Annotated in this window: 25 protein-coding genes; 8 read left to right on the forward strand and 17 right to left on the reverse strand. The window is 65.5% G+C overall.

Annotated features, from left to right (window positions below):
- Position 1 precedes the first annotated feature (1 nt).
- The 10 genes from ACXAJT_RS00170 to ACXAJT_RS00215 all read right to left on the reverse strand — a co-directional run bounded on the left by ACXAJT_RS00170 (position 2) and on the right by ACXAJT_RS00215 (position 8,650).
- On the reverse strand, positions 2–445 hold the full coding sequence (locus tag ACXAJT_RS00170) for a DUF302 domain-containing protein (RefSeq protein ID WP_475231677.1): 444 nt from the start codon (positions 443–445) through the stop codon (positions 2–4).
- 173 nt (positions 446–618) lie between these two features.
- Positions 619–1,857, reverse strand: a complete 1,239-nt coding sequence (locus ACXAJT_RS00175; RefSeq protein ID WP_475231679.1) for a c-type cytochrome — start codon at positions 1,855–1,857, stop codon at positions 619–621.
- A complete protein-coding gene (gene soxC / locus ACXAJT_RS00180) occupies positions 1,841–3,097 on the reverse strand; it encodes a sulfite dehydrogenase (RefSeq protein WP_475231682.1) in 1,257 nt (418 codons plus the stop codon). The genes ACXAJT_RS00175 and soxC overlap by 17 nt, the downstream gene beginning before the upstream one ends.
- 31 nt (positions 3,098–3,128) lie before the next feature.
- Positions 3,129–4,826, reverse strand: a complete 1,698-nt coding sequence (soxB, locus tag ACXAJT_RS00185) for a thiosulfohydrolase SoxB (RefSeq protein WP_475231684.1) — start codon at positions 4,824–4,826, stop codon at positions 3,129–3,131.
- An 81-nt stretch (positions 4,827–4,907) separates the two neighbouring features.
- On the reverse strand, positions 4,908–5,762 hold the full coding sequence (gene soxA / locus ACXAJT_RS00190; RefSeq protein ID WP_475231687.1) for a sulfur oxidation c-type cytochrome SoxA: 855 nt from the start codon (positions 5,760–5,762) through the stop codon (positions 4,908–4,910).
- Positions 5,763–5,851: 89 nt separating this feature from the next.
- Positions 5,852–6,181 (reverse strand): thiosulfate oxidation carrier complex protein SoxZ, encoded by a 330-nt coding sequence (soxZ, locus tag ACXAJT_RS00195; RefSeq protein ID WP_475231690.1) that lies wholly within the window; start codon positions 6,179–6,181, stop codon positions 5,852–5,854.
- A 15-nt stretch (positions 6,182–6,196) separates the two neighbouring features.
- Positions 6,197–6,613, reverse strand: a complete 417-nt coding sequence (soxY, locus tag ACXAJT_RS00200; protein WP_475231692.1) for a thiosulfate oxidation carrier protein SoxY — start codon at positions 6,611–6,613, stop codon at positions 6,197–6,199.
- 13 nt (positions 6,614–6,626) lie between these two features.
- Positions 6,627–7,106, reverse strand: coding sequence for a sulfur oxidation c-type cytochrome SoxX (gene soxX, locus ACXAJT_RS00205; protein ID WP_475231694.1), 480 nt, complete (start codon positions 7,104–7,106; stop codon positions 6,627–6,629).
- A 168-nt stretch (positions 7,107–7,274) separates the two neighbouring features.
- Complete coding sequence (locus ACXAJT_RS00210; RefSeq protein WP_475231698.1) at positions 7,275–7,877, reverse strand: thioredoxin family protein; 603 nt, start codon at positions 7,875–7,877, stop codon at positions 7,275–7,277.
- 38 nt (positions 7,878–7,915) lie between these two features.
- A complete protein-coding gene (locus ACXAJT_RS00215; protein ID WP_475231700.1) occupies positions 7,916–8,650 on the reverse strand; it encodes a cytochrome c biogenesis CcdA family protein in 735 nt (244 codons plus the stop codon).
- An 86-nt stretch (positions 8,651–8,736) separates the two neighbouring features.
- Here ACXAJT_RS00215 and ACXAJT_RS00220 point away from each other — a divergent pair, with 86 nt between their 5' ends.
- The 4 genes from ACXAJT_RS00220 (at position 8,737) to ACXAJT_RS00235 (ending at position 11,653) form a co-directional block, all read left to right on the forward strand.
- On the forward strand, positions 8,737–9,096 hold the full coding sequence (locus tag ACXAJT_RS00220; protein ID WP_475231704.1) for a hypothetical protein: 360 nt from the start codon (positions 8,737–8,739) through the stop codon (positions 9,094–9,096).
- A 5-nt stretch (positions 9,097–9,101) separates the two neighbouring features.
- Positions 9,102–9,449, forward strand: a complete 348-nt coding sequence (locus ACXAJT_RS00225) for an ArsR/SmtB family transcription factor (RefSeq protein WP_475231707.1) — start codon at positions 9,102–9,104, stop codon at positions 9,447–9,449.
- A 42-nt stretch (positions 9,450–9,491) separates the two neighbouring features.
- On the forward strand, positions 9,492–10,529 hold the full coding sequence (locus ACXAJT_RS00230) for a YeeE/YedE family protein (protein ID WP_475231710.1): 1,038 nt from the start codon (positions 9,492–9,494) through the stop codon (positions 10,527–10,529).
- Between the two features lie 167 nt (positions 10,530–10,696).
- Entirely contained in the window at positions 10,697–11,653 is a 957-nt protein-coding gene (locus ACXAJT_RS00235; protein WP_475231713.1) for an MBL fold metallo-hydrolase, read from the forward strand.
- Positions 11,654–11,723: 70 nt separating this feature from the next.
- Here ACXAJT_RS00235 and ACXAJT_RS00240 read toward each other — a convergent pair whose 3' ends face one another.
- The 4 genes from ACXAJT_RS00240 to hpt all read right to left on the reverse strand — a co-directional run bounded on the left by ACXAJT_RS00240 (position 11,724) and on the right by hpt (position 14,073).
- Complete coding sequence (locus ACXAJT_RS00240) at positions 11,724–12,620, reverse strand: c-type cytochrome (RefSeq protein WP_475231715.1); 897 nt, start codon at positions 12,618–12,620, stop codon at positions 11,724–11,726.
- 3 nt (positions 12,621–12,623) lie between these two features.
- Positions 12,624–13,082: a c-type cytochrome gene (locus tag ACXAJT_RS00245; RefSeq protein ID WP_475231717.1), complete on the reverse strand. Its 459-nt coding sequence runs from the start codon at positions 13,080–13,082 to the stop codon at positions 12,624–12,626.
- 242 nt (positions 13,083–13,324) lie between these two features.
- Positions 13,325–13,510 carry a hypothetical protein gene (locus tag ACXAJT_RS00250; protein WP_475231720.1) on the reverse strand — a complete coding sequence of 62 codons (186 nt, stop codon included), beginning with the start codon at positions 13,508–13,510 and terminating at the stop codon, positions 13,325–13,327.
- On the reverse strand, positions 13,507–14,073 hold the full coding sequence (hpt, locus tag ACXAJT_RS00255) for a hypoxanthine phosphoribosyltransferase (protein ID WP_475231722.1): 567 nt from the start codon (positions 14,071–14,073) through the stop codon (positions 13,507–13,509). The genes ACXAJT_RS00250 and hpt overlap by 4 nt, the downstream gene beginning before the upstream one ends.
- A 70-nt stretch (positions 14,074–14,143) precedes the next feature.
- Here hpt and ACXAJT_RS00260 point away from each other — a divergent pair, with 70 nt between their 5' ends.
- Positions 14,144–14,590, forward strand: a complete 447-nt coding sequence (locus ACXAJT_RS00260; RefSeq protein WP_475231724.1) for a type II toxin-antitoxin system RatA family toxin — start codon at positions 14,144–14,146, stop codon at positions 14,588–14,590.
- 35 nt (positions 14,591–14,625) lie between these two features.
- On the opposite strand, the gene ACXAJT_RS00265 is transcribed toward ACXAJT_RS00260, so the two are convergent.
- From ACXAJT_RS00265 to ACXAJT_RS00275, 3 genes are read right to left on the reverse strand one after another with little or no spacing between them, the layout of a single operon-like run.
- On the reverse strand, positions 14,626–15,099 hold the full coding sequence (locus ACXAJT_RS00265; RefSeq protein ID WP_475231726.1) for a CinA family protein: 474 nt from the start codon (positions 15,097–15,099) through the stop codon (positions 14,626–14,628).
- 8 nt (positions 15,100–15,107) lie between these two features.
- Positions 15,108–15,593 (reverse strand): phosphatidylglycerophosphatase A family protein, encoded by a 486-nt coding sequence (locus ACXAJT_RS00270; RefSeq protein WP_475232735.1) that lies wholly within the window; start codon positions 15,591–15,593, stop codon positions 15,108–15,110.
- A 5-nt stretch (positions 15,594–15,598) separates the two neighbouring features.
- Positions 15,599–16,768 (reverse strand): bifunctional 2-C-methyl-D-erythritol 4-phosphate cytidylyltransferase/2-C-methyl-D-erythritol 2,4-cyclodiphosphate synthase, encoded by a 1,170-nt coding sequence (locus ACXAJT_RS00275; protein WP_475231728.1) that lies wholly within the window; start codon positions 16,766–16,768, stop codon positions 15,599–15,601.
- Between the two features lie 175 nt (positions 16,769–16,943).
- On the opposite strand from ACXAJT_RS00275, the gene dusB reads away from it, so the two are divergent.
- From dusB to ACXAJT_RS00290, 3 genes are read left to right on the forward strand one after another with little or no spacing between them, the layout of a single operon-like run.
- Complete coding sequence (gene dusB, locus ACXAJT_RS00280) at positions 16,944–17,927, forward strand: tRNA dihydrouridine synthase DusB (RefSeq protein WP_475231730.1); 984 nt, start codon at positions 16,944–16,946, stop codon at positions 17,925–17,927.
- A complete protein-coding gene (locus ACXAJT_RS00285) occupies positions 17,924–19,015 on the forward strand; it encodes a two-component system sensor histidine kinase NtrB (protein ID WP_475231734.1) in 1,092 nt (363 codons plus the stop codon). The genes dusB and ACXAJT_RS00285 overlap by 4 nt, the downstream gene beginning before the upstream one ends.
- Positions 19,016–20,389, forward strand: coding sequence for a response regulator (locus ACXAJT_RS00290; protein WP_066100390.1), 1,374 nt, complete (start codon positions 19,016–19,018; stop codon positions 20,387–20,389).
- Positions 20,390–20,421: the final 32 nt, after the last annotated feature.

The following is a 20,421-nucleotide window of genomic DNA, read 5'->3' on the forward strand; positions in this document are numbered from 1 at the left end:
CTCAGAACTCCGTGGCCGTGGTGGCGATGCGTTCGAGCAGATCGTTGACCGGCGTCATGCTGTCGCGCGCGTAGCTGCGGTAGCCGATGATGGTGACGCCCTCGCGCGCGGCGGCGTAGATCGCATAGGGGCAGAAGGCGATGTTCGCCGGGTCGGCCTCCATCACCTCGCGCGAGGTGGTTGCGGAACAAAACAGGTACACGTCGGCGCCGTCGAAGAGTTGCACGTCAGAGCCGACGTCCTCGGCGGTGCGTGCCAGCATATCGCCGACGTGGCTGACGTGGTCGACCACCAGACCTTCGTCGATGATGGCATTCTCGAGCGCGAAGGTTGCATCCTCAAAGCTGCCGTTGAAGTCGTGGGTGACGATCTCCTGCGCCAGCGCGGGCAGGGGGAGCAGCAGGGGCAGGGCGCTCGCGGCGAGTAGGGCAAGGGGTTTCAGCATGGTCTCCTCCTCTTCATCGACCTGCCGCCATTCTCTGGTCCGCTTTGCGGAGACGCGGCAGTTGTGGGTCAGCATACCATGGCTTTGTGCTCTGGGCTCTCGACCGGGGCTGTCCGAGCGCATCCATGGATGCTGGGGATGCCGGCCCGCGCACTGCACGGGCCGGCTCTGGCTTATTGGTCGAAGGTCGACAGGTAGGCGATGACCGCGTCGATCTCGTCTTGCTTGCGCAGCCCGGCGAAGGACATCTTCGTGCCCTTCATCGCGTCGCGTGGCTTGATAAGAAACTCGGTCAGCTTGTCGTGCGTCCAAGTCTCGCCCGCCGCATGCGCGGCATCGAACGTCTTTGAGTAGCGAAACCCGTCCACATGACCGACGGTGGCGCCGACGACGCCGTTGAGCACCGGGCCGGACTTGTTCTTGGCGTCCTCACCGACCGCGTGACAGGCTTGGCACTTGCGGAAGACCTTCTCGCCTGCGGCCACCAGTTCCGGATCGGGCCCGGCGGCAGCGGGATCGGGCTCTGCGGCGCTGGGATCGGGCATCTGTACCGCGGCCTCAGCCTCGGCAGAGGTGTCCGCAGCGGCCATCTCGACCTGCTCCGCGGCCTCGGCCGGCGCGCTGGCATCGCTGGCCGAGGCCTCTTCGTCCTCTCCCTTGTCGGGGGTCACGTCGAGCACCGTGGCTTTCATGGTGATCTCGACGGTTTCTTTGCAGCCCGACATGCAAGGTTCGGTCCGCCACTCCGGGTATTCGGTTTCGGCCCGGTCATCGACGATAAAGCCATCGGCGTTGGGCAGAACCACCTGAGAGAAGTTCTCGTCCGAGAGCACGAAGTCATCTTCGACGATGTAGTTGGAGTAGAGCATGTAGGCGGTGATCGCATAGACCTCGTCGGGGGACAGCGACTGTGCGTTGCCGAAGGGCATAGAGCGGTGCACATAGTCCCAGACCGTCGACAGATATGGCCAGTAGCTGCCCACGGTCTTCACCGGGTCCTTGTTGGCGAGCGTATCCTCGCCGCCCGCCAGCTTCGGCCAGTTGCCCGCTCCTTCGGCAAACTCGCCGTGGCAGGAGGCGCAGTTGTCGGAAAACAGCATCTCGCCATCCTCGACAGAACCGCTGCCCGGCGGCAGGCCGGTGCCATCGGGCGAGACATCGAGATCCCATGCGGCAATCTCTTCGGGCAGCGCAGGGCGACCGATGCCCAGCTTGCCCTGCACCGGCGCCTCGTCCGCATGGGCGGCGGCGACAATCGTGCCCGAAGCGTCGGGCGCCTTGGCCACCGGGATCATCTGACGCGGGGTGTCGGGCATCTCGGCGACGAAGCGGTCGGCCATGTTCACGGCGGTGGTCAGAACCAGCGCAATGCCCACCGACACGCCGCCGTAGAGCTTAAGAGACTTCGACATTCTCGGCCTCCCCCGTGGGTTTCACCCACCAAGTCTGAATGCAGTTGTTGTGGTAGACGGAGTTCTCGCCCCGGACTTCGCGCAGTTGGGTCTTTGTGGGCTGCACATAGCCGGTCTCGTCCATGGCGCGCGATTGCAGGAACATCTCCTCGCCGCTCCACTCCGTATCAAGGTAGAAGCGGGTAAGCGCCTTGTTCTGTCCCTCGCGGGCGAGCCGCGCGGTCTGCCAGCTCTTGCCGCCATCGGTAGAGACGTCGACGCGGGTGATCCTGCCGTGCCCGGACCACGCAAGCCCGGTGATCACTAAGGGGCCATGGTCGTGCTTGATCGGTGCCTGAGGGCTGGGGGAGGTGATGACCGATTTAGCATCCATCACCCACGTCCACTTGCGCGAGGTGCCATCGGCCAGCGTGTCAGTGTACTTCGAGGTTTCCTCGCGGCTTTCCACGGGGCCGTCCATCACCTCGATGCGGCGCAGCCATTTCACCCACATGTTGCCTTCCCAGCCGGGCACCACAAGGCGCACGGGATAGCCATGCTCCTTGCGCAGCGCCTCACCGTTGGCCTTGAAGGCGACAAGCACGTCGTCGAGCGCCTTCTCCATGGGGATCGAGCGGCCGTTGGAGGAGGCATCGGCGCCCTCGACATAGACCCATTTGTCGGTGGTTGCGGGCAGACCGGCCTCTTGCAGCAGGGTGCGCAACGGCACGCCGGTGTATTCCATGTTGTGAATCATGCCATGGGTGAACTGCGCGCCATTAAGCTGAGCGCCCGCCCATTCCATGCCGGTGTTCGCGGCGCATTCGCAGAAATACACGTGGTTCTCACGCGGGAAACGCTCGAGATCCTCATAGGTGAAGACCAGCGGCGTATCGACCAGACCGTTGATCATCAGCCGGTAGTCCTGCTTGCGCAGTTCGATCGCGCCCGAGTGGTGCCGCTCGAAGGCGCAGCCCTGCGGGGTGATCGTGCCATCGAGCGCATGGATCGGCGTGAAGTTGATCGAGCTTATCGGATCGGCGGTGAGCCACGGCACGTTGCGACGCACCACATCCTCCTCGAAGCGGATCGGCAGCCCATAGGGCGTGGCATCGACGCCGTCGCCAAAGCCCTGCGCCCAAGGCTGCACGTCGGTGATCAGCGGGTCGGGGCCATCGGCGGCGCGCGCCGCCCCTGCGGTGACTGCCACGGTGGCGGCCCCTTGCAGAAAGGCACGGCGCGAAGCTTTGGGTTCGCTCATTCTCTCCTCCTTGAAGTCTCTCGCGTCGCCATCAGGCGCCCACCACGTCAACAGAATGGTTCTCGTCGAGCGTGACGCGCCCGAGGCTGCGGATATGGCTTTCCACCACGTCCCAGATCGGCGGGCCCTCGGTGCCCTCGTTGACGCTGGCCCAGCCCGCGACGACGTAGGATTTTGCCGGGTCGATCGCCTCGCCGGTCTTCAGCAGAGTCATCTCCGAAATGCGCTCGCCGACCGGGGCGGTGACATCGATGCGATAGCCAAGCCCGCCGACGCGGACCATGTCGCCGCCCTGCTGGTAGTAAGGATCGGGGTTGAAGATGTTGTCGGCCACGTCCTCCAGAACGATCTTCAGGAACTCGCCGGTCATCTCCGAGCGGTAGGCCTCGGGGTAGGTCATCGAGGTGACGTTCCAGATGTCTTCGCGGGTGATCGGATCGCCCGCCACCAGCGACGGGCCCCAGCGTACGCCGGGCGACATGGCGATCTGCGCGTCGCGCTGGGCGAGTAGCGCGTCGCAGATCAGGTCGTCCCAGGTGCCGTTGAAATTGCCGCGGCGGTAGAGCGTCGTGTCGGTGTGGCCGATCACCTCGGAAAGCTGATCGGCATAGGGCGCGCGCTGGGCGTCGATCAGCGCGGTCATCTCGGGGTCGGGGGCGATCACATCCGAGAAGATCGGGATCAGCTTGTGCCGAAAGCCCATCATCCGCCCGTCGCGCACATCAAGATCGACGCGGCTGACGAACTTGCCGTTGGAGCCGGAGGCGATGATGATCGTCTCGCCCACCAGCACCGGCTCGGGCAGCGCGTCGTGAGTGTGTCCCGACAGCAGCACGTCGATGCCGGTGACGGTCTCGGCCATCTTCTTGTCGACGTCGAAACCGTTGTGGCTCAGCACCACCACCAGTTCGGCGCCGCCCGCGCGCACCTCGTCGACCATCTCCTGCATGCGCGCGTCGCGGATGCCGAAGGAATACTCGGGGAACATCCACGAAGGGTTGGCAATCGGCATGTAGGGGAAGGCCTGACCGATCACGGCGATCTTCACGCCGCCGCGCTCGAAGATCTTGTAGGGCTGGAACAGCTCGGCGGGCTCGTCCCATTCGGCGTCAAAGATGTTCTGGCCAAGCGCGGCGAAGGGCAGCCCCTCGACGATCTCGCGCACCCGGTCCGAGCCCAAGGTGAACTCCCAGTGGAAGGTCATCGCGTCGGGCTCAAGCAGGTTCATCACGTTGACGCAATCCTGCCCGGCGGTCTGATAGCAGGTGTAGCTGCCGTGCCATGTGTCGCCGCCGTCCAGCAGCAGCGCGTCGGGCCGTTCGGAGCGGATCTGTTTCACCACGGTGGCCACCCGGTCCATGCCGCCGACACGGCCATAGGCCTGCGCCAGCGCCGAGAAGTCGCCAGAGGACAGCGCGTAATGCGAGGGCGAGCCGTCATCGATGCCGTACATCTTGCGGAAGTCGGCTCCGGTGAGATGGGGCACCTCGCCGCGGTTCGGACCGACACCGATGTTGACCGACGGCTCGCGGAAGTAGATCGGTTTGAGCTGTGCGTGAATGTCGGTGATATGGATCAGCGAGACATTCCCGAAGGCGGGCATGGCCAGAAGGTCGTCCTGCGTCAACTGCTGCTGCGCCGCGAGCCGCGCCCAGTTGCCAAAGCCGGAGCCGCCATAAGCCGCCGCCGCCGCCATGGAGACCTGAAGGAAGTCGCGTCTGGAGATCATCGGGCTTTCCTTTACGCATTTGAATGCGTGAATTTATTAGAGGCGAGAAACCCCGCACGACCCTGTCGCGCGGGGCGGGGATCAGTTGCGGACCGACGGGCCTTCGACCGACAGGCCGTTGCCGCGCGAGGCGACGTAAAGCTCGAGCGCGACGAACTCGGGGCTGCCGGGGGCATAGGTTTCCGCGCGGGTGTCGCGCACGCAGCCCTTGAACCGAGAGTGCACCCCATTGAGCTTGGCGTTCTTCAGCCGGTAGGTCGGGAAGCCGTTGATCTGGCCTTGGCTCAGGTGATCGGCGCGGATGTAATTGCCGTAGTTCTGCTCGTGGCAGGACGCGCAGCTCAGCTCAAGCTGGCCGGTGCGGGTGTAGTACAGCTCCTTGCCAAGCTCCCACGCGGACTCGGCCAGGCCGTCGATGGCCACGTCGACCGGCATGCCGCGCGAGACCGACGCAAGCAGCGCCTCCATCTCGATCGCCTTGCCGCTGTCGTACTTCCAAGGCTCGGCGCCCATGCGCTCGGTGCGGCAGCCGTTGACCTGCATCTGCAGGGTGCGCACCTCTTCCGTCTCGTCGTTCCACTTGGGGTAGCTGGCCTTGACGCCGGCCATCTCTTCGGGCTCGCCGTGGCACGAGGCGCAACTGTTGCCTTCACTGCCTTCGACCGTCGCCCATTGCTCGCGCGCATTGTCGACGAAGATCATGCCGGGGTTGTCGAAATCGTCCATCTCGAGCGCCTGCGTCTCGTCAGACCGGAAATGCCAACCCGACATCACCTCGTCCATCGCGTCCGAGAGAAACTCGGGGGCGGGGGCCTTGGTGGTGATCTCGATCTCGCCGTTGATGACAAGCGTGTCGTCATCGGGCCCGCCGGCCTGCACCACCAGCGGTGCGGCCAGCAGGGCGAGCGCGGTCAGCGCGGTCGCCTTGCGTAACATCGTGTCTCCTCCCTCAAGTTGGCCTGTCCCCGCGGGGACAGGCAGGGCATCGGGCGGCTCCGGCTCCTCCTCGGGCCGCCCGGCGCGGGTCATTCGATGGCGATCGCCTTGGTCTCGGTGTAGGTCGAGCCGTCGTCGTCGTGCCATGTGAAGGTGAACTCGCCCGCCTCGGGCACCGTGGCCTCGAATTCAAAGTACGGGTTGGTCGAGATCGCCGGTTCCAGCGTCACGTCGATGACGGTCTCGCCGTTGAAATCGCAGGTGAAGCGATTGATGATCGAGCGCGGGATGGTGTTGCCGTCGCTGTCCTTGCGCTGGCCGCTTTCCATCGGGTGGCTGATCAGCGTCTTGATGATGATCGCCTCGCCCGCCGCGGCGGTCTTCGGGACTTTGACGCGGGGTCTGACTCCGGATGCCATGTGTGTTGCTCCTCCTTATCCGCCGCAGCCGCCGATGGTGACCTTCACGGTCTTGGCGGCGCGGGCAAAGCTTCCGTCCTCCATCTTCGCGATGGCGATCACCTCCTGCGTGCCGGCCAGCCGGATACGGGTGGAGGCCATGCGCGAGGCCGCCAGCGGGCCAAAGGCGAAGGTGGCGACGGCGGGCGTCGGGTTGCCCGCCGCCAGCACGAGGATCTCGGACGCGCCGGGGGCATCGACGGTGATCGGCACGGTATTGCCGTTCTCGGCGATCTCGGGCGCGGTCAGATCGATGCCGCTGCCTGCGGTTTCGGCGCCGCCGGTGAACTCGGCGATCATGTCGTCAACCGAGGCGTTGGCGCGGTAGGGCATGATCCCCAGCGCCATCGCGCCAAGGACAAGGCCCAGTGTGTCTCGTCGTGTCAGGTCCATGCTGTCTCCTCTCTCAGCTGTCCTGCAGGGTCATCAGAAAGGCCACCACGTCCTCGATCTCCTGTGCGGAGAGGATCGGGGGCAGGTCGCCTTCGGCGGCCTTGCCGGTGTAGCCGTCGCCGGGCCGGATGAAGCCGCTGCTTTTGTAGAATGCGGGCATCACAGTGCCCTCGAACATCATCTTCGCGTTCGCCACGATGCCGCGCAGTTCCGCCGCAGAGCGGTACCCGCCAACACCGTCGAGCATCGGGCCGACCTCGCCGTGGAACGGCGCGTCCTTGAGCGCGGTGATCTCGTGGCAGGCGACGCAATTGCCCTTCGACCGCGTGGTCATCACCACAGCCCCGTTTTCCGGGTCTCCGGGGGTGCCGGTCAGCGAGCTTTCGATTTCGCCGTAGTCTGTGAAACTCACGTCACCGGGGGCTGTGGGATCTGCCAGAGCGGCAGTCGCAACGATCCCGATGACGGACGCGAGTGCGACCGTGGTTCTCATGTTTCCTCCCCTTCCATAAATTGAATGCTACGGCACACCGGCGGCCATACGCAACAACAAATTCATAGGCGTGAATTTTAAGATGTGACTCATCCGCCTCTTAACCGAGCGCGCCGCAATGCAGAAAATTCAAACTCTTGGCCGTGATGTTTAGCGGAGTTCTCGCGCCTAATCAGAGGCTTGCGGCCGCCGCTCATTGATCATCCGGGCGTGGTACTTCTGGAAGGGCTCGTCACCATCATAGCCTTTTTCCAGCACCCAAGTGAGCAGATCTCCGGTGGTTCCGGCAGAGAAGGCGCCGGGCAGGGTCGCCACCGCGGCCTCATGTGCCGGGGCGTCGCCGACCTGCTCGGGCAGGAACATCAGCGTTGGAGTGAACAGCAGGTTCCAGCGTCGCACCATGTCCTTCTCGGGCAGGGCGGTGCCATCAAAATCGGTCACCTCGATATCGCCGAACATGTTGATCTGCACGACGAAGTAATCCTCGCTCAGCATCTGCGCGATGTTCGGCTGCGGAAACACCTCGGCGTGCATCTTGGTGCAGTAGATGCAGCCGCGCTGCTCGACCAGAATCATCAGCCGTTTGCCCTCGGCATTGGCCTCAGCAAGATCGTCGGACAGGTCCTTGAAGGTGTCATGCATCCAAGGCGCCTTGTGCAGCCCGTCATCGCCGAGCTCGGCGGCGTGGGCGGGCAGGGCAAGTCCGCAGGCAAGCAGGGCTGCGCACACGCCAGCGGCTACGGCAGCGGTTATGGGGCGGGGTGGTCTCATCGGTCTCCTCCTTCCGATGTGGTCCCGGCGTCGGACTGTCAGCCGATGCGGGTGAACCAAGGGACATATTCGATCATCCATGCGGCGATCAGGTTCAGGCTGTCGGTGGCGATCAGCACGCCGAACAGGATCAGCAGCAGGCCCATCGCCTTTTCGACGCGGCCAAGGTGGCGGCGGAAGCGCGCCATGAAGCGCAGAAACGGCCCGATGAAGGCGGCGGCCAGTACGAAGGGCAGGGTCATCCCGGCGCCATAGGTGAACAGCAGCAGAGCGCCATGCTGGGCGGTGTCCTGCCCGGCGGCGGTGAACAGGATCGCCGCCAGCACCGGGCCGACGCAGGGCGTCCAGCCGAAGGCAAAGGCCAGCCCGATCACATAGGCCCCGACAAGCCCGGTGGCGTTCTGCGCGTCCGCCCGCACCTGCCGGTACAGAAAACCGATCTTGAGAATGCCCAGAAAATGCAGGCCCATCAGAATGATGACCCCCGCCGCGAGCCAGCGCAGCACGCCGAACCACTCGCGCACCAACTGGCCAAAGAGCGTCGCTGTCGCACCAAGCCCGACGAATACGGTGATCACTCCCAGCGCGAAAAGCAGCGCGCCGGTGATCGCTCGGCGCCGGAGCCCGTCGGGCACGGTGCCGGTCTCGGCCACCACATGCACGCCCTGTCCGGCGAGGTAGGACAGGTAAAAAGGCACCATTGGCAGGATGCAGGGCGACAGAAAAGACAGCAGCCCCGCCGCAAAAGCGCCCAGAAAAGTCACATCGAACATCTGGCGGCATGCCTCCCAAAGTACATATTCGCATATAACGTTACGTATGTGATATGCTCTTGGTCAATCATGCTGGAAAGGTTTCGATGCGGTATCTCGTAATCCTCTCTCTTTTGCTGCTGCCCCTGCGGGTCTCGGCCGAGACGCTGCTGATGATGGTGCGGCAGGACGGCTGCGCCTATTGCGAGGCGTGGGAGGCGCAGATCGGTCCGATCTACCCCAAGACGCCCGAGGCGCGGCAAGCGCCGCTGCGCCGGGTCGACACGGGCGCGATCCCGGATGACGTTGCGCTCGACCGTCCGGTGGTCTTCACGCCGACCTTCGTATTGCTGCACGACGGGATGGAAACCGGGCGAATCGAAGGCTATCCTGGTGAAGACTTTTTCTGGGCCCTGTTGGCCCGCCTCCTAGAGGACCTCCCATCCTCCCCGACGATAGACGGATGACGCCGATGTCGAATGCAGCCCGCCTCCCGGTTTTCGAGGACGGCATGACCGAACCGGAAATGGACCGGATCATGGAAAAGGCCGAAGAGGCCTCCAACCTTCTCAAGGCGATGAGCCATGGCGGCCGGATGATGATCCTGTGCCATCTCGCCTCCGGCGAAAAGTCGGTGACCGAGCTCGAAGACCTGCTCGCGGCGCGCCAGTCGGCGGTGTCGCAGCAACTTTCGCGGCTGCGGCTCGAAGGGCTGGTCACGCCGCGCCGCGAGGGCAAGACGATCTACTACTCCTTGACGGACGATCGGCCGAAGAAGATCATGGAGGTCATATACGACCTGTTCTGTCGAGAGGAGTGACCGGGGGCGCCTGCCGTCGGTCGGAAGGGAGCGGCGGACGGCATGTTGGACTTTGGTGACGGCGCCGCGGTCGCGGCGCTTGCTGGACTGTCGGGGGGCATCGTCCTCGGGCTTGCGGCCCGGCTTGGGCGGTTCTGCACCCTCGGCGCGATCGAGGACGCGCTCTATTCCTCGGATACCCGGCGCCTGCGCATGTGGGGCGTGGCCATCGGCACGGCCATCCTGAGCGCCCATGCGGCGCTCGCCGCGGGCTGGATCGACCCCGATCAGACCTTCTATCTCTCGCGCCAGTGGTCGCTGCCCGCCACCGTGCTGGGCGGGCTGATCTTCGGCTATGGCATGGCGCTGTCGGGCAACTGTGGCTACGGCGCGCTGGCCCGTCTCGGCGGCGGAGACCTGCGCTCGCTGGTGATCGTCGTGGTCATGGGGCTTACCGCCTATATCACAATCTCCGGGCCTCTGGCGCTGCTGCGGGTGACGGTCTTTCCCGAAGCCCCGGCAGAGGGCCCGCAGGCGCTGTTCCAACTGACCGGCGCGCCGCTGCTGACCGGCGGTCTTGTTGGTCTTGGTCTCATCGCTCTGTCGCTCAGCGGTGGAGGGATGCTCCGGGCGCCCCGGTTCTGCGCGTGGGGGGCGGTGGTCGGACTTGCCGTCGTCTCGGGCTGGCTCGGCACGCAATGGGCCGCCACGGAGAGCTTCGGCGCGCTGGCCGTCGAAAGCCATTCCTTCGCCCGGCCCTTGGGCGAGAGCTTGCTGTGGCTGATGACCGCCTCGGCCGCCGCGCCCGGCTTTGCCGTCGGGTCGGTCACCGGCGTTCTGCTGGGCGCCTTCCTTGGCTCGTGGCGCAAGGGGCACTTTCGCTGGGAGGCCTGCGAGGACCCGCGCGAGTTGAAGCGGCAGATCCTCGGTGCGGCGTTGATGGGGCCCGGCGCGGTGCTGGCCGCGGGCTGCAGCGTCGGGCAGGGTTTGAGCGCGTTTTCGCTGCTGACCTTCAGCGCGCCGGTGGCGCTACTGTCGATCTTTGCCGGTGCGGCCCTGGGCCTGCGGCAGCTCATATTGGGATTTGCCCCGGCTGAGTGAGCGGGGGAGGCCCCTCCAGCGCGGCGAGGTGTTGCGGGCGCTGCGACATGCGTATTTTTGAAGAGAAGAAGTTACGGGCGCCGTGCCATTGGGCCGAAGGGAAGTCTGCTCTTCACGCGCGGCACTTCGAATCATAGGATGCGAATATGTGAATTGGAGGAGACCACATGTTCCGCTCACCAGACCGCCCCTTGTCGCTGCCCCGTCGGCAGCACGGCGCGCTGTCGCGCCGGCAACTGCTGCGCGGCGGTGCCGCCGCCTGCCTCGCGCCCTTGCTGCCGCATCGGCTCGTCGCCGAAACCGCCATCGGGGCGGGCCGCCTGACCACGGTGAGCGATGGCAATCTCGTGTTGCCGGGTGCGTTTCTGTTTGCTGGCATGCCCGAGGCCGAGCTGGCGCAGATCCTCGCGGCGCATCACATCGATCGGGCCCGCGTGACGCCCGAATGCAATGTGACGCTGTGGCAGGACGAGACGCAGACGGTGCTATTCGACGTCGGGTCGGGGCCGGCTTTCATGGACAGCGCCGGCACGCTTCTGGACAATCTCGAGGCGGCGGGGGTGGCGCCCGAAGAGATCACCGCGGTGGTCTTCACCCATGGCCATCCCGATCACCTCTGGGGTCTGCTCGACGATTTTGACGAGCTGGTGTTCCCGCAAGCGCGCTATTTCATGGGCGCGGCGGAATGGGACTACTGGTGGGACCCCAAGACGGCAAACACCATCGGCACCGAGCGGCAGGCCTTCGCGGTGGGCGCCCGGCGCCGGATGGAGGTGATCGCAGACCGTGTGGAGACCTTCGCCGACGGCGCGGAGATCCTGCCCGGGATCGCCGCCGTGCTGACCCCGGGCCACACGCCGGGCCACATGAGCTTTGAGCTGCGCTCCGGCAGCGAGGCGGGCATGGTGATCGGCGATGCCATCGGCAATGATCACGTGGCCTTCGCCCGTCCGGGCTGGCAGGCCAACTCGGATCAAGACCCGGAGCGTGGCGCGCAGACCCGCAGCGCGCTGATCGATCGTCTGGCGCAGGACCAGATGCTGCTGATCGGCTTTCACCTTGCGCATGGCGGCATCGGCCGGGCAGAGAAGGCGGCGGATGGCTATCGCTTCATCCCGGCGTAGCGCCCGCAGCTTCTTCTCTTCACAAATACGCACAGATCGGCGCGCGCCAAACGGTGCCGCGCCGGAGGGCTCACTCCATCCGCCCGCCCTCGGGCAGCGCCTTCACATAGGCGGCCACTGCCGCGCGGTCCTCTGCCGTCAGCTTGGCGAAATTTTCCACCACCTCGACCATATGGCCCCCGGCGCTGTCGTAATCGGGGGTGAAGCCGGTCTCGAGGTAATAGGCGATGGAGGACGCATCCCAGGTCAGCGCGTCGGGCGTCAGCGCCGGGATCGTGCCGTCGCCTGTGGGCGCGGGCGCGCCGGTCATCCACGCGCCGCGTTTCAGTCCGCCAAGGCCGTCGCGCGGGGTGTGGCATTCGCCGCAATGGGCAAGCGCCTCGACCAGATAGCGCCCGCGGCGCAGCGCGTCGCTGTCAGCGTCGGCCATCACCCAAGCCGGATCGAGGTAAACCTGCTTCCACAGTCCGAGGCCACGCCGGATATTGAAAGGAAAGCCCACGTCATGCGGCTGGCTTGGCTGCTGCGACGCGGGCAAGGTCTGGATGTAGCTCCAAAGATCGACCACGTCCTGGGGCTGCATCCGGATGTAGGAGCCATAGGGGAAAGCGGGGTAGTAGTGCTGCCCCTCGGGCGAGACGCCGCGCAGCAGCGCGTTGGCGAAATCGTGCAGCGACCATGCGCCAATGCCGTGATCCGGGTCGGGCGATATGTTCGGCGCTATGAATGTCCCGAAGTCCGAGCCGAAACTTTGCCCGCCCGCGAGCACCAGCTTATCCTCGCTTTCGGGGGCGTGGTGGCACGAGGCGCAGCCCGCGGCGGTGAAGATCGTTTCGCCACGCGCCGGATCGCCGGGGGTGTCGCCGGCAAACTCGGCCTCGGGCAAGGTTTCGGGCGCGCTGATCAACCAAAGGGCCCCGGCGGCGACAAGCGCCGCCAGAGCCACGAACCCCAAGAGCCGTCGCATGGCTTACTCGGGCGCCCGGTAATCGTCGTGGCACGCCTTGCAGGCGCCGCCGAGCTGCCCCATCGCCGGCCCGAGGGCATCCTGCCCGGTCGCCGCGACCTGCTGCATGTTCGCAGCCGCCTCGCCGAAGCCACCCCATTTCGACGCGAAGTCGTCCCAGTTGTCCCAGATCTCGGCTTTGGCGCGGGTGCCGTCGATGTCCATCTCGGAGGTGCCCTCGGGGAACAGCGGCGCCTCGTGGATCATCGACACGCCGACCAGCGAGTCGGCGGCCAGTTGCGCGGCGTCGGCGTCATACTCGGATTTGCCCTGCGCCATGTCGCCAAGGATGCCGAGATTGATCGCCATGATGCGGAACTGGCCTTGGCGCGCCTTCACAGCTGCGGGCGCGTCCTGCGCGGTGGCGGCGACGGCGCTGCCGAGCGTGGCGAGCGCCGCAAGAGCGGCAATCGTGGTCTTCATCGAAAACTCCCTTTCCTCCCGAAAGCGGGCTGTCCTTCAAATCACTTGCGGCTTGAAGGGTAGCGGAGCGCGAGGGCCGATCAAGTCTTGTCGTGTCGCGCCGATTGACCGGGCGCGCGGCGCACATCTGGCAGGATTGGGTGAAAGCGTCCTGTATAAATCGTTATGAAACAATTAACTAAGGTATGATCGTAATGTTCTGAAAGAACCCGATTTCCCTAAGGTAACTTTCTCGCGTAATCTCAGGGGCTGACCCGCATCGGCACGCGTGTCCGTTCAGAGGTCAGCGCATCGGGCCAGCCGATCCAGCGTTCCACGGCGTAGAGCGCGAGACAGGCGGCGATGACCGCCAGCACCAGTTTCACGCGTTTGGACGAGGGCGGATGGCGCACCCACTGCGCCATCCGTATGAGCCAGATCGGGTTCATGCGCCGCCTTGCGCTGCGGCGTCGTCTTCGGGGAAACGCACCTTGCCGATGAACGGCAGGTTCCTGTTCCTTTGCGCGAAGTCGATGCCGTAACCCACGATAAATTCGTCAGGAATCTCAAAGCCGATCCAATCCGCCGTGAGCGGAACCTCGCGCCGCGCGGGCTTGTCGAGCAGCGCGATGGTGCGCAGCTTGCGCGGCTTGCGGCTCTGCATCAGCTGGATCACGTGGCTGAGGGTGAAGCCGGTGTCGACGATGTCTTCGACCACCAGCACATCGCGCCCTTCGATCGGCGAGCGCAGGTCTTTGAGGATGCGCACCTCGCGGCTCGATTCCATGCCGTCGCCGTAGGAGGAGGCTTCGAGAAAATCCACTTCGACCGCCAGATCGAGGTCGCGCACCAGATCCGCGATGAACACGAAGCTGCCGCGCAGCAGGCCCACGACAACCAGCTTGTCCGTATCGGAAAATTCAGCCTCGATCTCGCGTGCCAAATCTTCGATCCGGGCGGCGATCGCCTTGGCCGAAATCATCTGCTCTACCACATATGGCTTCTCTGCCATGGTTCTCCCCTTGAAAATCCGCGCGCAGCATAGGAAATGTGCGGACATTGTCACGCGTTAAAGGGGCGACATGCCGACCCACTCCGAGACGAAGCGCCTGCCATACACGGCGCAGCAGATGTACGACCTCGTCGCCGATGTCGAGAGTTATCCGAAGTTTCTGCCGTGGACGGCAGCGGCGCGCATTCGCTCGCGCGACGACATGGGCGATCACGAGGTGATGCTGGCCGATCTGGTGATCAGCTTCAAAGTGTTCCGCGAACGCTTTGGCAGTCGCGTGACGCTGTGGCCCGAGCCGATGAAGATCGACACCGAATATCTTGATGGCCCGTTCAAGCACATGATCTCGAAATGGCACTTCGAAGACGCGGCCGATGGCGGCGTCGACGTGCATTTCTTCGTGGATTTCGAGTTCAAGAGCCGGTTGCTGCAGAGCGCGGCGGGCATGTTCTTCTACGAGGCCATGCAGCGCATCGTACGCGCCTTTGAACGGCGGGCGGCAGAGCTTTACGGCTGAGCCGCCCGGCGATCAGGACTGAGCGACCCGGCGCCTCATGGCAGGGCGTCCAGCAGCAGCTGCAGTGCATGGCGGGTGGCCGCAGCGCGCACCCCGCCGCGTCCAAGCGCGCCGAACTCCACCGTCTCGGTGCTGACGCCTGCGGCGCTGGCAAGGCCGAAGCACACGCGCCCCTCTGGCTTATGCTCGGACCCGCCGGGCCCGGCGATCCCCGAGATCGCCACCGCCAGATCGGCTCCGGCGGCGCTGCGCGCGCCTTGGGCCATCTCGGCGGCCACCGCTTCGGAGACGGCACCATGCGCCTCTAGCGTCGCCGCCGCGACGCCCAGCATGTCCTGCTTAGCGGCGTTCGAGTAGGTGACGAACCCCCGGTCAAAGATGTTCGACGAACCGGCAATGTCGGTGAGCGCCGCGGCGACCATGCCGCCGGTGCAGCTTTCGGCGGCGGTGACGCGCAGGCCGGCGGCCATGGCGCGAGTCAGGATGTCCTTGGCAAGATCTTCAGTCATCGCGCGCCTCACATCAGAAAGCCGTGCGCAAGGCCGGCGAGCACGATGGTGACGATGGCGGCGAAGATCCCGGCGATCACGTCGTCGAGCATCACGCCCATGGCGTCGCCGCGACGGTCGGCCCAGCCCACCAGCGACGGCTTCCAGATGTCGAACAGGCGAAACAGCACAAAGGCCGAGACCCAGCCCGGCCAGAGGCGCCAGAAGTCCACGCCCATCATCATCGCGCCGTAGCCAACCGGGAAAAGTGCGATCCACTGGCCGACCACCTCGTCGATGACGATCCACGACGGGTCTTCGTCGGCGCCATCGGCCGTCAGTTTCTGCGTGGCGACATAGCCCAGGACAAAGGCCAGCAGCGTCGCGGCCAGCAGCAGCCAGAAGCCGCCCAGCACCAGCAGCAGATAGGCCGCGGGCAGGGCGGCCAGTGAGCCCCATGTGCCCGGCGCGGGCCGCAGCAGCCCGGCGTAGAAGAAGGTTGCGATCAGTCTCAGTCCGGTCATGGCTTCACCAGCGTAGCGGTTGCGATTGCGGCGATGCCTTCCTCGCGGCCGGTAAAGCCGAGCCGTTCGGAGGTGGTCGCCTTGACCGAGACGCGGTCCTGCGAAAGTTCCATGATGCGGCCCATCTCGGCCATCATGGCCGCGGCGTGGGGGCCGATCTTGGGGCGCTCGCAGATCAGCGTCAGGTCGATGTTGGAAATGGTGTACCCCTTGGAGCGCGCCAGATCGACCGCGTGGCGCAGGAAGATCTCGGAGGCGGCGCCTTTCCACTGCGGATCGCTGGGCGGGAAGTGGCGACCGATGTCACCCTCGGCCAGCGCACCGTAGAGCGCATCGGTGACCGCATGCATGCCCACATCGGCGTCGGAGTGGCCCTGCAGACCGCGCCCGTGCGGCACCTTCACGCCGCAGAGCACCACATGGTCTCCTTCGCCGAAACGGTGCACGTCGTAGCCATTGCCGAGGCGGATATCCATGGCGGTCTCCTGCTGGGGGATGTCGTGTGGCCTGTCCTTGGCGGACAGAAGGTAGGTCTCGGCCCGGGCGAAATCTTCGGGGCCGGTGATCTTGAGATTGCGCTCCTCGCCGGGAACGATGGTGACGTCGAGCCCGGCGGCACGGGCCACCTCGACATCATCCGCCGCGCCGCCGGGGTGCGCGGCGTGCGCGGCGCGGATGGCGGCATAGTGAAAGCCCTGCGGGGTCTGGGCGCGGAAGAGGCCGCTGCGGTCCTGCGTGCCGGTCACGCGCGCCTCTGCGCCGGTCCAGAGCGCGTCGGTCACCGCAAGCGCCGGCGCAGCGCCCGGCGCGCTGTCGAGAGCCTCTATAACGGCCTCGATGATCTGCGCCGAGACGCAGGGGCGGGCGACGTCGTGGATCAGCACCTTTTGCGGTGGATCGTCCGCCAGCGCCTCGAGCCCCGCACGGACGGAACCGGCCCGATCCGCCGCACCGTTCACCAGCGTGACGGGCAGCCCCGCGCAGACCGACTCGGCGCGAGCGCGATCATCGGGGTGCACCACCAGAACGATTGCGCAGCGCGGGGCAAAGGCCTCGAGCGTCCAGCGTGCGACGGGGCGTGCCGCCACGTCGCGCCACTGCTTCGGCAGCCCGCCACCGGCGCGCGTGCCACGCCCTGCGGCGACGATGATTGCGGCTGTTTCCATGGTCTTGACCTCCGGCGCCCCTCTCTAGGCGCTGCCGGGGGGCGGTGCAATCTCCGGCGGTGAGGTGATTAGTTTTTAGGCACTCTCGTCTTGCGTGCGTATCTAACGCCCCCAAATGATTGAACACGCGACGGGAGCACGTTAACTCCCAAGCAACTGCACAAGGAATAGGCGCTTGAACTTCTCGCTGGGTGACAGACTCATCGATCCCCCGGTCCTGCTGGCTCCGCTGGCGGGAATCACCGATCTACCGTTCCGCACGCTGGTGTCGCGCTTTGGCGCGGGCCTCGTGGTGTCGGAGATGATTGCCAGCGGCGAGTTTCTCACCGCGCGGCCGGGGACCCGCGAAAAGGCCGAACTGGGCGCCGGAATTCAGAACACCTCGGTGCAACTGGCGGGCCGCGCGCCCGAACCCATGGCCGAGACCGCGCGCCATGTGGCGGGAATGGGCGCCAAGGTCATCGACATCAACATGGGCTGCCCGGCCAAGAAGGTCACTGGCGGCTGGTCGGGCTCGGCGCTGATGCGCGAGCCGGACCACGCGCTGCGGATGATCGAGGCGGTGGTGGAGGCGGTCGATCTGCCGGTGACGCTGAAGACCCGGCTTGGCTGGGACGGCGATTGCCTCAACGCCGCCGAGATCGCCAAGCGCGCCGAGGCGGCCGGGGTGCAGATGATCGTCATCCACGGCCGCACACGCTGCCAGTTCTACAAGGGCTCTGCCGATTGGGCGGCGATCCGCGAGGTTGTCGAGGCGGTGTCGATCCCTGTGATCGCCAACGGCGACATCATCGATAGCGCCACGGCGCGCGCGGCTTTGAAGGCCTCTGGCGCCGCTGGCGTGATGGTCGGACGCGGCGCGCAGGGCGCCCCTTGGCGGCTGGCGCAGATCGCCGCGGAGCTTTACGGGACAGCGGCACCAGAGGTGCCGGAAGGAAAGGCATTTTATCAAATGGTTGCAGAGCATTATGAGGCAATGCTGAGTTTCTACGGAAAGGACTTGGGTGGCCGCGTCTCGCGCAAGCACTTGGGCTGGTACATGGATCATGCGGCGCCCGAACCGGGCCTGCGCAAGCGCATCCTGACCGAGCGCGACCCTTCCGAGACGCTGCGCCTGTTGAACGAGGCGCTGGACGCCGATCTGAAGGTCGCCGCATGAGCACGAACAATGAATTGCTGATGCAGCTGTGGTCGTCATTGCCGGTTCCGGCGATCCTGCTGGACGCCGAAGAGCGCATCGCAGACATGAACCCGGCTGCCGAAGGCTTCATGAACAACTCGGCGAAGTGGCTTGTCGGCCAGCCGATCTGGGATCGCCTCGCCGTGGACGCGCCGCTGGAGGAAAGCCTTGGCCGCGCCCGCGAGAACGGCACGCCGCTTTTCGTAAACGATGTGGATGTGGGGACGGGAAATCGCGCGCCGCTGGTGTGCAACCTGCAACTGGCGCCGGTGCAGAACTACCCCGGCTGGTTCATCATGCTGATCAGCCCGCGCGAACTGGCCGGGCGGATGACGCAGAGCCATTCGGTCAAGTCGGCAGCCAAATCGGCCATCGGCATGGCCGAGATGCTGGCGCATGAGATCAAGAACCCGCTGGCCGGGATCACCGGCGCGGCGCAACTGCTGTCGATGAACCTCAGCAAAGAAGACCTCGAACTGACCGATCTCATCGTCGCCGAGACGCGCCGCATCGTGAAGCTGCTGGAGCAGGTGGAGCAGTTCGGCAATCTCTCGGCGCCCGAAAAGAAGCCGGTCAACCTGCACGACGTGCTGGACCGGGCGCGCCGCTCAACGCAACTGGGCGTCGGCGCGCACATGAAATTCGTCGAGGATTATGACCCCTCGCTGCCTCTTGCCCATGGCGACCCGGACCAGCTTTTGCAGGTCGTGCTGAACCTTTTGAAGAACGCCGCCGAGGCGGCCGACCCGAAAGAGGGCGGCACCATCCGCCTGCATACCTTCTACGAGCACAGCTTCCGCATGCGTCGCCCCGACGGCTCGACCCAGAAGCTGCCGCTGCAGATCGAAGTGATCGACGACGGCCCCGGTCTGCCCGAGGACATCAAGGGCGACGTGTTCGATCCCTTCGTGTCGGGCAAGGAGAACGGAACCGGGCTGGGCCTTGCGCTGGTGTCGAAGATCATTTCCGACCACGACGGCTGGATCTCGGTGGACTCGGTCCCCGGCCGCACGGTCTTTCGCATTTCACTGCCGCGCGCCCCGCGCGAGATTGAGGAGAACAGGTAAATGGACGGGACCGTACTTGTCGCTGACGACGACCGCACAATCCGCACGGTGCTGACCCAGGCGCTCACCCGCGCCGGCTGCAAGGTGCACGCGACCTCGTCGCTGACCACGCTGATGCGCTGGGTCGGTGAGGGCAAGGGCGACGTGGTCATCTCCGATGTCGTCATGCCCGATGGCAACGGGCTGGAAATGCTGCCCAAGATCCATCAGGATCGGCCCGATCTGCCGGTCATCGTGATCTCGGCGCAGAACACCATCATGACGGCGATTCAGGCGGCCGAGGCAGAGGCCTATGACTATCTGCCCAAGCCTTTCGATCTGCCCGATCTGATGAAGCGCACCGCCAAGGCGCTCGACAACCGCAACCGCACGCCGAAGCGCGAAGAGGTGGCGACGATCGGTGCCGATGGCCCGGACGAGCTGCCGCTGGTCGGCAAGACCCCGGCGATGCAGGCGCTTTACCGGCTTGTGGCCAAGGTGATGAACACCGATCTGCCGGTGCTGATTTCGGGTGAGAGCGGCACGGGAAAGTCGCTGATCGCGCGCGCCATCCATGACTTCTCGGACCGCCGCACGCTGCCGTTCATCACCGTCACCGGCGCCGATCTGTCGGACCTTGAAGGGCCGGCGCGGGTGCTGGCGCGGGTCAAGGGCGGCACGCTGCTGATCGACGAGATCACCGACATCCCCGACGAAATTCAGGCGCGTGTGGTGCGCATGATGGATATCCCCGGCGAGCATGTGCCGCGCTTCATGGCGACCAGCCAAGGCGATCTGGCGCAGGCGATGGAAGAGGGCGCGGTGCGTCAGGATCTCTACTACCGCCTGTCGGGCGCGACGATCAACGTGCCGAGCCTGCGCGAACGGGTCGAGGATATCGCGCTGCTCACCGATCACTTCCTGCAGCGCGCCGAGCGCGAGGGCGCCTCGAAACGCTGGCTGTCGAAGGACGCTGCTGAACTGTTCCGCGCCTACAGCTGGCCGGGCAACGTGCGGCAACTGGAAAACTCGGTCCGCCGCCTGTCGCTGACCAGCCGCGCCGAGGAAATCAGCCGCGCCGAGGTCGAGGCGGTGCTGGGCAACCAGCCCGACACCGGGCCGATCCTACGCGGCGGCGACAGCGAGAAGCTCAGCACCTCGGTGGCCCGCCATTTGCGCCGCTACTTCGATCTGCACGGCAATATGTTGCCGGCACCGGGGCTCTATGCGCGCATCTTGAAGGAGGTAGAGGCGCCTTTGATCGAGATTGCCCTAGAGGCAACCGGCGGGAATCAGGCGAAATGTGCCGATTTGCTTGGCATCAACCGCAATACCTTGCGTAAGAAGATCACTGATCTGGATATTCGCGTGACACGGCGCCGCAAACTGATGTAAAAGCGTCACAGGCATGTGGCCGCATTGCGCCG

The organism is Salipiger sp. ABF4_146 (assembly GCF_056161345.1).

Excerpts from the sequence above, each read along its gene's own strand:
- ACXAJT_RS00170 (WP_475231677.1), bottom strand. The coding sequence starts at position 445 with ATGCTGAAACCCCTTGCCCTACTCGCCGCGAGCGCCCTGCCCCTGCTG.
- ACXAJT_RS00175 (WP_475231679.1), bottom strand. The coding sequence starts at position 1,857 with ATGTCGAAGTCTCTTAAGCTCTACGGCGGCGTGTCGGTGGGCATTGCG.
- soxC (WP_475231682.1), bottom strand. The coding sequence starts at position 3,097 with ATGAGCGAACCCAAAGCTTCGCGCCGTGCCTTTCTGCAAGGGGCCGCC.
- soxB (WP_475231684.1), bottom strand. The coding sequence starts at position 4,826 with ATGATCTCCAGACGCGACTTCCTTCAGGTCTCCATGGCGGCGGCGGCG.
- soxA (WP_475231687.1), bottom strand. The coding sequence starts at position 5,762 with ATGTTACGCAAGGCGACCGCGCTGACCGCGCTCGCCCTGCTGGCCGCA.
- soxZ (WP_475231690.1), bottom strand. The coding sequence starts at position 6,181 with ATGGCATCCGGAGTCAGACCCCGCGTCAAAGTCCCGAAGACCGCCGCG.
- soxY (WP_475231692.1), bottom strand. The coding sequence starts at position 6,613 with ATGGACCTGACACGACGAGACACACTGGGCCTTGTCCTTGGCGCGATG.
- soxX (WP_475231694.1), bottom strand. The coding sequence starts at position 7,106 with ATGAGAACCACGGTCGCACTCGCGTCCGTCATCGGGATCGTTGCGACT.
- ACXAJT_RS00210 (WP_475231698.1), bottom strand. The coding sequence starts at position 7,877 with ATGAGACCACCCCGCCCCATAACCGCTGCCGTAGCCGCTGGCGTGTGC.
- ACXAJT_RS00215 (WP_475231700.1), bottom strand. The coding sequence starts at position 8,650 with ATGTTCGATGTGACTTTTCTGGGCGCTTTTGCGGCGGGGCTGCTGTCT.
- ACXAJT_RS00220 (WP_475231704.1), top strand. The coding sequence starts at position 8,737 with ATGCGGTATCTCGTAATCCTCTCTCTTTTGCTGCTGCCCCTGCGGGTC.
- ACXAJT_RS00225 (WP_475231707.1), top strand. The coding sequence starts at position 9,102 with ATGTCGAATGCAGCCCGCCTCCCGGTTTTCGAGGACGGCATGACCGAA.
- ACXAJT_RS00230 (WP_475231710.1), top strand. The coding sequence starts at position 9,492 with ATGTTGGACTTTGGTGACGGCGCCGCGGTCGCGGCGCTTGCTGGACTG.
- ACXAJT_RS00235 (WP_475231713.1), top strand. The coding sequence starts at position 10,697 with ATGTTCCGCTCACCAGACCGCCCCTTGTCGCTGCCCCGTCGGCAGCAC.
- ACXAJT_RS00240 (WP_475231715.1), bottom strand. The coding sequence starts at position 12,620 with ATGCGACGGCTCTTGGGGTTCGTGGCTCTGGCGGCGCTTGTCGCCGCC.
- ACXAJT_RS00245 (WP_475231717.1), bottom strand. The coding sequence starts at position 13,082 with ATGAAGACCACGATTGCCGCTCTTGCGGCGCTCGCCACGCTCGGCAGC.
- ACXAJT_RS00250 (WP_475231720.1), bottom strand. The coding sequence starts at position 13,510 with ATGAACCCGATCTGGCTCATACGGATGGCGCAGTGGGTGCGCCATCCG.
- hpt (WP_475231722.1), bottom strand. The coding sequence starts at position 14,073 with ATGGCAGAGAAGCCATATGTGGTAGAGCAGATGATTTCGGCCAAGGCG.
- ACXAJT_RS00260 (WP_475231724.1), top strand. The coding sequence starts at position 14,144 with ATGCCGACCCACTCCGAGACGAAGCGCCTGCCATACACGGCGCAGCAG.
- ACXAJT_RS00265 (WP_475231726.1), bottom strand. The coding sequence starts at position 15,099 with ATGACTGAAGATCTTGCCAAGGACATCCTGACTCGCGCCATGGCCGCC.
- ACXAJT_RS00275 (WP_475231728.1), bottom strand. The coding sequence starts at position 16,768 with ATGGAAACAGCCGCAATCATCGTCGCCGCAGGGCGTGGCACGCGCGCC.
- ACXAJT_RS00285 (WP_475231734.1), top strand. The coding sequence starts at position 17,924 with ATGAGCACGAACAATGAATTGCTGATGCAGCTGTGGTCGTCATTGCCG.
- ACXAJT_RS00290 (WP_066100390.1), top strand. The coding sequence starts at position 19,016 with ATGGACGGGACCGTACTTGTCGCTGACGACGACCGCACAATCCGCACG.